Raw genomic sequence first — 13212 nt, 5'->3', positions numbered from 1 at the left:
ACATGGCAGCACCGAAGTTTCACGCCCTGGGGGCCCTGCAGATTCCGCGCGGGATGGTTTGGTCCGACGAGTTCGGATGGAACCCCGTCGAGAAGAGTCTCGAGTATTCCGTGACGGGCGCGGCCCTCATCGATGCCGGCGTGCGCCTGGCAGGCCGCCCGATCACCCTGCAGGGCGAGGCCGATGCGGGGTGGATCGCCCGCGGCGGCCTCGTCGCCCTGCAGGCGCTCAACGCCGCCGACCCGATAGGCGAGCACGCCCTTGTGCTGGCCGATGGCCGCAGCTTCACCGTGCAGTTCGCGCCGGGCCTGGCCGTCGAAGGCAAGCCGCTCGCGCGCCCGGAGCTGCCCGCCGAGAACTACCCCTATATCGCCACCGTGCGCCTCATCACTGTTTGACCAATGACCATTCTCGAATCCGATATCAAGCTGGTGACCACGCAGGTCATGGATGACGTGCCCAACGGCGGCGGCGCGCCCACGTCGAACGTGATCGTGGACGGCAAAAGCAATGCCATCTGCAAAGACATCTCGGAAGTGGACCGCGCGCAGGGGGATGTCAGCATGATGAAGGTTGCGGCCACCATCCAGACCCTGAACACCGATACGGCGCTCGGCGGCACCGTCTGCATCGTGCGCCCGCCTGTTGACCCGAACGTCAGCGCTGCGCTGTTCTACACGGGCGACTTCTTCGACCGCCGCGCCGACATTCAGGCGCGCGTCGAGGCGTACACGACGCCCGGCGAAGAGTTCGGCGGCTTCCTGCTGTCCAACCATGTGCAGGGACAGAAGTCGCTGCAGATCTTCCAGCGCCCCGGCGCGACGCCGCCCAACGCAAACGCGACCCTGCAGATCAGCGGCGGCGGCAAGTCCGAGGCGGTGCGCATCGCGCGCGTCACGGTCGAGCAGCGCACCTACAGCTACAGCGTGAGCAATACCTTCGTGGACTACCAAGCGCAGGTGTGCGTCTGCGAAATCCTCGACGGCCTGAAAAACGATTACACCGGCACCGCTGCGAATCGCATCTTCGAGCGCACCGCGACCTCGGCCGTCATCAATCGCATGCTCGTGGCCGACGCCTCGCGTTTCTACGGTGTTGCCAAGCTCGTGCTGAACGCCGCCCTGGGCGACTTGTCCGTGAAGGTGGATCGCATCGATACGCAGCTCGTGCCGGCGGCCACCACGGAAGTGCCGATCGTGGACACCAGCGCGGCCGGGTCTTCCGTCGCGCTGGTGGCTTCCGGTGGCGGCAATGTGTCGTTGACCACGGCGGCCCCGTTCGGCCCGAGCGTCTCGCTCACGCTCGGCAATCCCGTGTTCCCCGGCACCCTCTCGATTGCCACGGCCGCGGGAACCATCACCGACGACGCCGGCAGGCTCAAGCTCGGCGCGGCGAACATCGGCACCATCTCCAACATCGGCGGCACGCTGACGTTTGCAAGCGACGCGCCGCAGATCGGCGGCACCAAGGCGATCACGTTCAAGCCGGCCGGCGCACCGATCCAGCTCGCGGACTCGGCATCGATTGCGGTCGCCGCCGAGAACCGTCGCAGCAGCTACCCGCTCACCATCCTTCCGCCGCCGGCACCTGGCACGCTGCGGGTCGCTTTCCGCTCGGGCGGCAACTGGTACGAGCTGGCCGACGATGGCGCCGGCCGCCTGCGCGGCGCAGATTCGAGCGCAGGCTCGGGGACCGTGGACTATGCCTCGGGCACGGCCTTGCCCACCGTGGGCGCGCTGCCGGACGTGGGCAGCGAGGTGCTGTTTTTCTGGGGCGCAAAGTCGAACTACCGGGACCGCAGCGGCACGCTGGCCTCGGCGATGTCCATCATGCTGGCGCTCGACAACCTGGCCGCGCAGGCGGGCAGTGTGTCGGTGGACTGGAACGACGGCACGGCCCGGCACGCCGCGGACAACGGCAGCGGCGCGCTGGCCGGAGACGCGACCGGGGCGGTGGGCTACGCGAGCAGCACCCTCGAAGTTCGGCCGAACACTCTTCCGGCTTCGTCGGTGGCCTTCACGGTCAACTACAGCCACGGCACCGCCGAGAACAAGGCATTCGCGGCGCCTGCGCGCGAGGTGGACGGCAGCGTCACGCTCAACCTCGGCAAGACCAACATCGCAGCGCGCTCGGTGTCGCTCTCGTGGAACCTCGTACTGATGTCCACCGGCGGCGTGCCGGCGAACCAGTGGGTGCCGCAGAACTTCGCCTCCACCAAGACCGTGACCGACAACGGCGCCGGCAAGCTGGTCGATGGTGTCGGCGTCGAGTTCGGCACGATCAACCTCGCGACGGGTGTCGCCAAGTTGTATCCCGAAGCGGTCGTGACCGTGCCCGTGCCGCAGTGGGCCGTGAGCGAGCTGGGCCTGCTCGGCACCGTGCTCTCGCCAAACCTGCCGGGCGCCTTCCGCAACACGCTCACGGGCTACGCCTATGTGCCCTTGAACGCCACGCTGCCCGCGGACGCCTCGGCGCTCGTGACGGCCGATTTTCGTGTGGCCGGCGCCGGCACGGCGAAGAGCCAGACGTTCAACGCGCCGAAGCTCTCAATCAAGCTGCTGCCCAACGCGAGCGAGGCCGGCGTGCCTGGCAGCGTGAATTTCACCGTGGGCGGCAAGACCTACTTTGACCGGGCAGGTGCGCTCTATACCGACCTCGATCCGGCCACGGGCGCGGCCACATTGGCCGGCACCTACGACTACGCCACCAACACGGCCGCGCTGACCACCTGGCCCGCTTCCGGCGCGGGTCCGGTCGTCGTCAACAGCCTGTTGACCGCATTGAACGGCCAGCCGGTGGAATACGTGGTGTTTCGCACACCGGTGGCGCCCATCAGCCCCGGCACGCTGCAGCTGCTCGCAACGAAGCTCAACGGCGGCACGATCAACGTCACGGCCTCGCTCGCAGGCGTCATCAGCGGCACCAACGTTCACGGCACGGTAGATGCGTCTACCGGGCTGGTCAAGGTGCGCTTCGGCGACTGGGTGACGGCTGCCGGCAACGAAGGCGAAATCTGGTACGACGCGGACGCGGTGGGGACGGACGGCAAGATTTGGAAGCCGGTCCCTGTCTTCGCCAGCACCATCCGATACAACACCGTCGCCACCACGACGCTGCCCGTTGATGCCGCCATGCTTGGCCTCGACCCGGTGCGTCTGCCTTCGGATGGCCGTGTGCCGATCTTCCGCAAGGGCGGGCTCGTGGTCATCGGCAACACCAAGCGCCTTCCGCCGGCGGTGGTGTCCAACGGGATGACGCTCGACGCAGGCCGCGTGCGGCTCTCGCGCATGCGGATCATCGACGCCAACGGCCTCGCCGTGTCGGCTGGCTACATGCGCAACCTCGATGCGGGCACGGTCACGTTCTCCGACGTGTCGAGCTACGCGCAGCCGGTCGTCTACGAGCACACCATCGAGGACCTGCTGACCGTCACCGATGTGCAGATCGACGGGCGAATTTCCTTCTGGAGTCGAATCACGCACGACTACCCGGCGAATGAAAGCTATGTGAGCAGCGCCTTGCGCATGGGCGACGTGAAAGCCGGTGTGTCGCTCTTCTTCGACCAGCAGTCGTGGACAGGCGTTTGGTCGGACAGCCTCATCGGCAACGCCGCAGACCCTACGTTCAACGACATCGACTTTCCCATTGCGGTGACCAACAAAGGCGCCGTGACGGAGCGTTGGCGCATCCAGATCAACAACGGCGGCACCACCTACAACCTCATTGGCGAGCACGTCGGGCAGATCGTGACCGCGCAGAGCATGGCGGCCGACTGCTCGCCCATCGGCCCCTCGGGCGCACCCTACATGACGATTCCCGCCGCCGGCTTTGGCTCGGGCTGGGCCGCGGGGCACGTCATCCGCTTCAACACCGTTGCGGCGACCTTTCCCTTCGTTGTCATTCGCACCGTGCAGATGGGCGCGGAGAGCGTGCTCGATGACAGCTTCGAACTTCTGGTCCGCATCGGCGTGGACCGCCCGTAAAGAAAAGCGAGAACGAACCCATGGCTTCCCCGGTAGACACAAGCGTCAAGAATTTCAACAGCACGATGGTGAATGCGCCCGTGCTCAACGGCGTGGCGGGCGCTGCTGTCGCATGGCTCGACGCTCTGCTCGATACGGGCTTTGACCTCAAGAGCCTGACCTCTCTCGTCGCCGCGGCGGGCGTGATGACCGCGACGTTCAACGGCACCCACTCGTCGCAGATCGACAGCGTGGTGTTGGTGGCTGGCGTTACGGGCGGGCCTGCCGGTTTTGCTGGCGCCAATGGAGAGCAGAAGGTGGTGAACCGCCCGACCTCCACGACGGCGACGTGGGCGACCTCGCTGCCTGACGGCACCTACACCGGCACCATCACGATGAAGATGGCGTCGCTTGGCTGGTCGACCGTCTTCTCCGCAGCCAACAGGCGGGTGTACCGCTCCAACGATGTGACCGGCACCCGCCTGTACCTGCGCGTTGAAGATTCGGGCACGACCACGTGCCGCGTGCGCATGTACGAGACCATGTCCGACATCGACACCGGCACCAACCCCGCGCCGACGGACACCCAGCAGTCGGGCGGCGGCCACTGGGTCAAGAGCAACAACGCGAACGCCACCGCGGTAACCTGGGCTTTCGCGGGCGACAGCCGCTTGTTCATGCACAACGTGCTCGCCGGGACCTCGTCGGCGCAGTCGATTCAGACGGGCGCCATTCGTGGCTTCGGCGACATGACGCCTTTCCGACCGGCCGGCGACCCTTACCTTTGCATCCTGGGTTATGCCTCCGGCGTGGCGGATGGGACCGGTGACCTGGCGGCCGGTTGGGCAACCAATTGCGTCGTGCCGCGAGACTTCACCGGGGTGGGATCGCCGACCTACGTGCAGCCCTACGCGCTCACCGGCGGCACCAACTATTCCGGCTTCACGACTGGCCTTCTGGGGTCGTTTCCAAATCCCATCGACGGGGCGCTGTACGTCTCTCCGAAGGTCATCAAGCAGGTGACCAGTGGATACCCCCGCGGCGATATGCCGGGGCTGTACCACCTGCCGCAGTCGGGCGTCTACGACACCTTCAAAAACCTTGACCGCATTCCTGCGATTCAGAACTCGGCGGGCAAGACGCTGCAGTTCTGGTCTGTGGCTGGCGGCACATCAACGCCCTACGTTAGTGCATCGACCTCGGCGAACACCGGTGGCGCCGCCATCGACCTTACCGGGCCGTGGCGCTAAGACATGGCAGCACATCGCTATTGGAGAGCCGACCTGCTGCGCACAGCGGGCAGGTTCGCGCTTCAGCTCTCGGAATTCCATCTGCTCGCCAGCGGCGTGCGCGTGGACACGGCCGCGGTCCTGACCGCAACCGCAGCGCCCACCACGGGCAGCTTGGCGGCGCTATCTGACGACGACACCGGCACGTCGGTTGAATGGGCGTACCCGCTCCACATGGGCCTGAGCCTGCAGTGGGACTTTGGCGGCTCGGCGGTGGAAGTCGATGACATCCGCCTCGGCGCGGTGAACGTCGCGGCCAGCTTTTTGCGCAACGCCCGAATTCAGTACTCGGACGATGGCGCGACGTGGGCCGACTACTACATGTTCGAGCTCATCTCGTGGCCGGGCGCTCGCACGAAAACTTCAAGCTCGGTCAAGGCGATGGCGGTGGGCGCCACCGCAACGCTGCAGCAGCTCTATGCGGAGTTCGAAGGGGTCAACGGCCAAACGACCTTCACTGACAGCAGCGTCAACGGCGTCACGTTGACGGGGGTCGGTGGCCCCGCGTTGAGCAACGCCGTCGCGCCACCCAGTGGAACGACGAGCCTGCTGCTCAACGGCACCTCGCAGTACGTGGCGCTCACGCCGTTGTCCAAGATTTTCAGCAACCACCCCGGCGCGACGACGTGGGAGTTTCAGTTCCGCACCTCGTCGAGCGCACGCCAGACGCTGTTTTCGTGGGTCAGCAATTCCAGCTACACGATGCAGATCTACATCGAGGCCGGCACCGGGTTGCTGCAATTTGCGCTGTCATCGGCAAGCACCACCGGCGTGCCGGTGAACGACGGCGCCTGGCACAAGCTCGCCATCGTCAACTCGACGCTGACGAATCCCTCGGTGGTGACGATCTTCCTCGACGGGAAGTTGGTCGCCCGGTTCGCTGCTTCGTCCGGCTTCACGGTCGGAGTGGCGAATGTTTCGGCGTGGATCGGTGCGCATCGAACGTCGAGCGTTGCAACGGCTGTGGACTACTTCAATGGCAATATCAAGAACGTCATCATTTCGCAAAGCCTGACGGCCCCGCGCTACTCCGGAAGCTACGTGCCGTTCAACGGCCTGGGGGTGGGGCCCGCCACGGTCAACACCGACAGCTTCGCCCGCGTGACCACTGCGCGGCCTCTCGTACAGGCCACCGGCGCAGTGCAACCGGCGACGCCCGTGGTGCGCCGCTCCTTCACTCCGCTGCGGTATCTCAGGGCGCGCAAGGACTACTACACCACGTCTTTCGCAGGCCTGCTCATCGGCCGAGTGGCTGGGACGACGAAGAAGCACGGCATGTCGGACACACCCGTCTCGCGCAAGGTTCGGCTCGTGCGTGAGCGGGACGGCCTGCAGATCGCGGAGATGTGGAGCGAGGCCGCGACGGGCGCCTATTCGTTCGATTGGATCGACGAGAGCGAGGCCTACACCGTCTATTCGTTGGACTACTTGAACGACTTCCGCGCCGTGATCGCGGACAACCTGAAGTTGGCGAATGGTGGTGTGACCCTGCTCGAGGAGGTCAAGACGCAGGCGCCGAGCGTCTTCGTGCGAAGCACTTGGTTCGGCATCTACGCCTCGGCGGGGGCCACGAACATGATTTTTCCTGCAGTCATCGCAGAGAACGATTTGCTGATGGTGGTGATGCAGACGGGCACGCCGAATCCGACTGTGTCGGCCCGGTGGACGCTTCGAGGCGTGCAGCCCTACACGGCAACCGGTGGCACCACGCGGTACGTCCATGTCTACACGACGACGGGCCGTGCAGTGGACGCGGGGCAGGCCGAGACGGTGTCTTTCTCGGTGGCAGACCGAAGCGAATACGTAACGATTGCAATCAGCCAGACAAACGGAAAGCAGCCTGCCGTCACGGCCTTCAACGGCACGGCGATCAACACCACCGCGAATCAGGCCATCGCGGTGCCGGACATCACGACCGGCAACGGCGAGCGGATCGGCATCGCGATTGCCGCAAGCGCCAACGCCAATGCCACGCCGGCGCCGACGAGCTGGTCAATATCGAACGGGCCGTGGACACCTCGCACGGCGACTTCGCTCGATCAACTGCGCATGGCTGTATGGACGAAGCCATTGATCGATGCGGTCTTGAGCATGGCCGGGACCGTGACGGTCGATCAGGGCGCGGGTGCGACGAATGGCCTCGCCGCTGTTTCGGTGATCGTGAGCCCCGTATGAACATCGTAGCGATCAACGCGATGTTGCTCGGCCTGGTGGGCTTCATGGGCTCGGGCGCGAAGTTCAAGGTCTTCGCCGGCGCCAAGCCCGTCGAGGGCGGCGCAGAGACAACGCTGCTCGCCGCGGCGGTGCTCGCCTATCCGGTGGGCCCGATCAGCTCGGGGGTGCTGGTGCTGCAGCAGGCCAATCCGGCCGGCGACCTGGCTTCGGGGTCTGGTGTCGCTGCGTGGGGGCGGCTCGAAGCGGCGGACGGCACATGGATTGCGGACTTCACGGTCAGCGGACCATCGGGCGCAGGCCAAGTCAAGATCACGATGGTGAACCCGCCGGCCGGCGACCCGGAAGGGAAGATTTACCAAGGCGGCGAATTCTTCCTTGGGATGGTGACCCTTGGCGAATAACGACCTCGTTTTTCGCAAGCCGCCGCTCGGCCTCCGGCCGGTTGAGCTCACGTTCGGCGAGCCCGACGAGGTTGCCAGCGGTGCGGTCTATGCGGTCGGGCGCATCCCGCTGCCCGTGTTCATGGTCGCGGGCGCGGTGTTCGCCGATATGCCGCCGATGGGCACCGCGGCCGGCGTCATCGCGCTGCCGGCGTTCATGGTGCGCGGCGCCGTGCGCTACGACAGTGCGACCGAACGGCCCCTCGTCGGGAAGGTGGTCAGCGCCTGGCAGGTGGCGGCGGCCGTCGAGGTCGGCACGACGGCGCGACATCAAAACGCGATGAAGGCGCAAGCCGGCCGCATAGCGCGTTGGCAGCGCGCCGTGCGTGCCGCCGGCGTCACCACCGCAGCGTGGCAGGAAGGGGGCCGGGCGCGCAATGCTGTCGCCGCGCGCCACCAGGCCGCCGATGCGCGGCATGCAGACACGCGCCTTCGCTACCAAGAGGCAACGCGTGCGCGCGAGGGCGTTGAGGTGCGCTGGCAGGCTGCGCTCGCAGTGGACCCGGCAGCGCTGGGTGTGCGCTACCAAGAGGCCGAGCGGCTGCGGCGTGCGGCGGACACGCGTTGGCAGCAGGCCCGTCCCATCGATCGCTCGCACGTCGAGCGATTCGGCGCCGCGCGGCTGGTGGAGCGCGCATGGCTGGCGCGCTGGCAAGCCGCGATGCTGCCGCCGCTTGGGCGCTCGGACGTGGCGCCGCCTGCAGAAGACCCGTGCTACCTCCCATCGGCAGAGCTGCGCTTCCGCGAGCGGCAGCGCTTCAGCAGCACCCTGATTTTCATTTGTGAGCGATATCGCCCGCCGCCCGGCACAGGCGAAACCGTCATCGTGCCCATTCTGGAGACCTACACCGTGCAGAACAGCATCACCCTCGTACGCTTGGACAGCGGCGAGGAAATTGAGGCCTTAGCCTTCTCCATGAGCCTCGATGCCGACTCGTGGACCTGGCGTTGGAATGCCACGTTGCCGGGCTCGGCGTGGCCGGTCATCCGTCGCGGCATTCACGTCGCGCCGGTGGACATCCTCGCGACCGTCAACGGCGTGCCGTACCGGCTGAGCGCGACCGACTGCAACCGTGACCGGCGCTTTGCGCACACGCAGGTTCAGGTGCAGGGCCGCGGCCGTGGTGCGCTGCTGGATGCGCCGTATGCGCCCACGCTCAACCATGCGTCTGCATCGGCGCGCAGCGTTGCGCAGCTCCTCGACCTGGCGCTCACATACAACGGCGTGAGCATCGGTTGGGGAATCGACTTCGGCCTGACCGACTGGGCCGTGCCTGGCGGGACATGGGCCTATCAAGGGAGCTACATCGGCGCGGTGCTCGACATCGCCAGCGCGGCCGGCGCCATCGTGCAGCCGCATGCGACCGACGCCACGCTTCGCGTGCTCCCGCGCTACCCGGCCGCGCCGTGGTACTGGGACACGCTCTCGCCCGACTACGTGCTGCCTGCTGCAGCGGTTTCGGTGGAAGGCATCCAGCCGCTGACGAAGCCGGATTACACGCGGGTGTTCGTCGCGGGCATGAATGCCGCCGGCGTCGTGGGGCAAGTCACGCGCAGCGGCACCGCCGGCGACAACGTCGCGCCCATGGTGACGCATGCGCTCATCACACACAGCGATGCGGTCGCGCAGCGCGGCACTACGGTGCTCTCCGATACCGGCGCACAGGCGAGCGTCAATCTGCGCCTGCAGGTGCGGCCAGAAACCGGCGTGATCCTGCCGGGCGCGCTCGTGCGCTACGAGGACGGCGCCGAGACGCACCTCGGGCTCGTGCGCGCCACGTCGGTGGATTGGCAGCGGCCCGTGTTGCGCCAGTCGATCACCCTTGAAACGCATGTGGAGGCATGAGCATGGCCTCGACCAATTTCTACGCCGCGTTCATCGCGATGCTGCCGAGCTACCCGCTGCAGATCGCAACGATTACCGCCATCGATGGTGAGGTGGCGCAGCTCGCGCTGCCGGGCGGCGGGGTGCTCACGGCCCGCGGCACTGGCGCGGTGGGCGATCAGGTCTTTGTGCGCGATGGCGTGATCGAAGGCCAAGCGCCCTCGATGCCCTTCGTGCAAGTCGAAATCTAACGAGAGAGAAGAGGCACTTCATGGACATGGGCGATCTCGCCGGCAACCCCATCGCGCAGCTCGCGGCGCTGGTGTTGTCGATTGCTGGCGGTTACAGGGTTTGGCGCGCGCAGCAGCCGACCGAAGCGAAGGAGCGCGCGGACAGCGACGGGCAGATTGCCGCGCTCGCCACGTGGCAGGCGCTGCTCGAAGGCGAGCGCGCAGCGCGCGTGAAGGCCGAAGAGCGGGCCGACAAGTTCGCTGCCGAGCGCAATGAGGCGCTGCAGCAGGTCTGGGAGATGCGCGGCCAGCTCAAGGCTATGAACGACACCCTCACTGCGCAGACCACAGAGCTGGGCCTGCTGCGCGACCAACTTCGCCAACTGAAGGAGCAGATTCATGCGCAGTAAATCGCCCATCGATTCCGACGGCGCTTCGCTCGAAGAGCAGCCGCGCATGCGCGTGCCACACCAGTGGCGCCGCCTTTTCGAAACCGTGGGCGTCGTCGGAAGCCTGTTCCTCGGCGGCTTCGGCTCGGGCTACTTCTGGGCCACGCGCAATGCCGAGGTGCAGATGACGCGCCAGCGCGATGACCACCTGGCGGAAATCGACCGGCTTCGCGAAGCCTTTGGCGACCGCCTGACTTCCCTTGCCGGCCGCGTAAACCAAGCGGCCGGCACCGCGGCCAGCGCTGCGCAGACGGCGGGTGAAGCCGCGAGCACTGCGCAGAGCGCCGCACAGACCGCCAACCAAGCCGCAAGGACCGCAAAGGAGTTCAAGAAACCATGATCGACACCCAGACCCTCATCAACTGCACCGGCGCCACGCGCGCCAACGCCGAGCGCTACGTGCTGCACCTGGCGGACGGCATGAACCGCTTTCGCATCCACTCCGATAACGCGGTGGCCGCGTTCCTCGGCCAGCTCGTGATCGAGTCCGACACCTTGGACAAGGTCGAGGAAGGGCTCTACTACACGACGGCCGCGCGCTTGCGCGAAGTCTTCCCGAGCCTGTTTGTGCAGGGCGGCTATCGTGCCGAGGACTACCTGCGCAACCCGCGCGCGCTGAGCGCGCTTCGCTACAAGGGCTTCCACGGCCGGGGCCTGATTCAGCTGACCTGGGAAGACGCCTACGTGGCCGCGGGAAAAGCCATGGGTGTGAACTACCGCGACAAGCCAGAACTGCTGCTGCAGCCCCTGCATGCGGCGCTGTCGGCGTGCTGGGTGTTCGCCCAGTTCAAAGACTGCCTGCCGGCGGCCGAGCGCGGCGATGTCTACGACATCACGGGTCGCATCAACGGCAAGGCGCGGCTGAAGCTGGTTGAGCGCAAGGCAGCCACGGCGCGCGCGTACAAGGTGCTGAGCAAATGAGCTTGATGCAAGTCCTGTTGGTGTCGCTCGGGCTGAGCGTGGCGGGCAATGCCGCGCTCGGTTGGGCATGGGTAGGCGTGCGAGAAAAGGCGGCCATTACGATCCTGCAGCGCGACGACGCGCGGGCCGTGGCCTCGGCCTGCAGCGATGCGACCGACGAGCTTCGCGAACTGGCCGACAAGCGCGGCGCCGAGGCGAAGAAAGCGCAGGCCATCGCGCGCGATGCCGCGACCGCGCGGCAGAAAACCGCTCAAACGGTCTTGAGCACGCCGGCGGCGGTGCCCGGGGATGCCTGCGCGAGCGCGCAGGTGCGCGTCGATGCGTGGCTGAGGGGGAGGGCGCAGCCATGAAGCGTTGCGCGCTCCTGGCGGGCGTCCTGGCCCTTGGCGGGCTGCTTGCGGCATGTGGGGTTGCTCCCGTGCGCGAGGTGAAGGTGCCGGTCCCGGTGGAATGCCGCGTTGACACGCCAGCGCGGCCGGCGATGCCGACCGAAGCGCTTGCACCTGGCGTAGACCTCGACCGCTTCAGCGCATCGGCGCTGGCCGAGATTGAACTTCGGGAGGGCTATGAAAGCGAGCTACGGGCTGCGCTGGGCCAGTGTGTGGGAACCCTAGGACGCTAATTTAGGTGCCGCGGTGTTTCAAGTTGCGTAAAATTTCAAGATTTTTACAGTCAATAAAGTATGGATGCGTCTGCAATCCTTCCAAAATCGTCAGTCCCAGCAATTACCGGCATCCTTGGGTGCGTCGGATTGGGGCTGGGATTTTCTCTCGTGTCAGCGTTGAAATTAAGTCCTGGCGTCGGGTTGGCTATTTTGCTGGGTTCAACTGCCGCCCCAATGTGGGCCGCCGAGTTGCGACGGAATTCCGCAAGTCGATTCCGTGATCTTTACTTGATTCCAAGTCGCAATGAAATTCGACTTAAGTTTGAAAATTTTATGGCGGCAGCCATCATTTGGCTTTCAATCTTATGTGCAATGCAAGCGACAGCGGCACAGTTTATAAGCGGATTCTTTGAGGTTCTGATTTCATGGTTTTATGCGATGCCAATTTTTTTCGTCGCTTATTTTTTCAGTAAGACAGACGTTGGGCGAGAATCGATTGGAGAACTGTTCCGATTTTTGTCGAGGCGGCCTGGCTCCACAGTGCCGTGGTTAGCAATCAGAGTTCATGTAATTAAGGCATTCTTCCTTCCACTGATGGCTCATGCAGCTTACACGTGGCTGGTACGAGCTGATAACGCCGAGGCCAGAGGAGCGGAGCCAACTTGGTTTGTAACGTGGTTTGCAGTGCTCTATCTGATTGATACGATATTCGGCACACTTGGATACATGACAACTTCCAAGGCGGTAGGTGCGAATGTTCGTTCAACAGAAACTACATTGTTAGGCTGGGTCTCGGCCCTCATGTGCTACGCGCCGTTTCACAAGATAGTCGCTGCCGCAGGTCTAACCGCGTATCAGTCGAAGTATGAATGGCATGATTGGCTTACACATGGAGGGCTAGTTTTTAATGTTTGGGCGGTCGCGATTTTATTTTTCTCGACTATTTATGCATGGGCGACGATTGTATTTGGATTGAGGTTTAGCAATCTGACAAATCGAGGCGTCATAACTAGTGGCCCATTTAGATACTTTAAGCATCCAGCGTATCTGTCAAAGAATATTTCGTGGTGGTTGATCTCGGTCCCGTTTATTCCTGCTTTGGGAGTTAAGCAGGCCATTTTCCATTGCTTGGCGTTGATTTTCGTCAATGCGATTTATTTTACTCGAGCAAAAACTGAGGAGCGGCATATGATGCGAGACCCCGTTTACAGGGAATACTCAAGATGGATCGATGAAAACGGTTGTTTTGCCCGCGCGGCGCAAGCTTTAAATCCGTTTTATCGCGTGCCGAAAAAACCAGTTCGAGAGTCTTGAGTG

12 protein-coding genes are annotated in these 13212 nt (G+C 64.7%); all 12 read left to right on the top strand.

Translation table 11 applies throughout. From position 1 onward, the window contains the following. Nucleotides 1-2: 2 nt before the first annotated feature. Complete coding sequence (locus QTI51_RS17335) at nt 3-398, top strand: hypothetical protein (RefSeq protein WP_286516102.1); 396 nt, start codon at nt 3-5, stop codon at nt 396-398. A 3-nt stretch (nt 399-401) separates the two neighbouring features. After that, nucleotides 402-3983, top strand: coding sequence for a hypothetical protein (locus tag QTI51_RS17330; protein ID WP_286516103.1), 3582 nt, complete (start codon nt 402-404; stop codon nt 3981-3983). Nucleotides 3984-4003: 20 nt separating this feature from the next. Continuing rightward, nucleotides 4004-5212: a hypothetical protein gene (locus QTI51_RS17325; protein WP_286516104.1), complete on the top strand. Its 1209-nt coding sequence runs from the start codon at nt 4004-4006 to the stop codon at nt 5210-5212. A gap of 3 nt (nt 5213-5215) precedes the next feature. Further along, nucleotides 5216-7426 carry a laminin G domain-containing protein gene (locus QTI51_RS17320; protein ID WP_286516105.1) on the top strand — a complete coding sequence of 737 codons (2211 nt, stop codon included), beginning with the start codon at nt 5216-5218 and terminating at the stop codon, nt 7424-7426. Next, a complete protein-coding gene (locus tag QTI51_RS17315) occupies nt 7423-7827 on the top strand; it encodes a hypothetical protein (RefSeq protein ID WP_286516106.1) in 405 nt (134 codons plus the stop codon). The genes QTI51_RS17320 and QTI51_RS17315 overlap by 4 nt, the downstream gene beginning before the upstream one ends. Next, the gene (locus QTI51_RS17310) at nt 7817-9712 is read left to right on the top strand and encodes a hypothetical protein (RefSeq protein WP_286516107.1); all 1896 of its coding nucleotides are present in this window, start codon (nt 7817-7819) and stop codon (nt 9710-9712) included. Before QTI51_RS17315 ends, QTI51_RS17310 begins: the two co-directional genes overlap by 11 nt. A gap of 2 nt (nt 9713-9714) precedes the next feature. Next, entirely contained in the window at nt 9715-9942 is a 228-nt protein-coding gene (locus QTI51_RS17305) for a hypothetical protein (RefSeq protein ID WP_286516108.1), read from the top strand. A gap of 20 nt (nt 9943-9962) precedes the next feature. Next, entirely contained in the window at nt 9963-10331 is a 369-nt protein-coding gene (locus tag QTI51_RS17300; RefSeq protein WP_286516109.1) for a hypothetical protein, read from the top strand. After that, nucleotides 10321-10710 (top strand): hypothetical protein, encoded by a 390-nt coding sequence (locus tag QTI51_RS17295; RefSeq protein WP_286516110.1) that lies wholly within the window; start codon nt 10321-10323, stop codon nt 10708-10710. Before QTI51_RS17300 ends, QTI51_RS17295 begins: the two co-directional genes overlap by 11 nt. After that, nucleotides 10707-11291 (top strand): glycoside hydrolase family 19 protein, encoded by a 585-nt coding sequence (locus tag QTI51_RS17290; protein ID WP_286516111.1) that lies wholly within the window; start codon nt 10707-10709, stop codon nt 11289-11291. The genes QTI51_RS17295 and QTI51_RS17290 overlap by 4 nt, the downstream gene beginning before the upstream one ends. After that, nucleotides 11288-11641 carry a hypothetical protein gene (locus QTI51_RS17285; protein WP_286516112.1) on the top strand — a complete coding sequence of 118 codons (354 nt, stop codon included), beginning with the start codon at nt 11288-11290 and terminating at the stop codon, nt 11639-11641. Before QTI51_RS17290 ends, QTI51_RS17285 begins: the two co-directional genes overlap by 4 nt. 332 nt (nt 11642-11973) lie before the next feature. Then, entirely contained in the window at nt 11974-13209 is a 1236-nt protein-coding gene (locus QTI51_RS17275; RefSeq protein WP_286547626.1) for an isoprenylcysteine carboxylmethyltransferase family protein, read from the top strand. Nucleotides 13210-13212 lie beyond the last annotated feature (3 nt).

Origin of the sequence: Variovorax sp. J22G73 (assembly GCF_030317035.1) — a bacterium.
Lineage (GTDB): Bacteria > Pseudomonadota > Gammaproteobacteria > Burkholderiales > Burkholderiaceae_C > Variovorax.
This window is presented reverse-complemented; position numbering and strand designations above follow the sequence as displayed.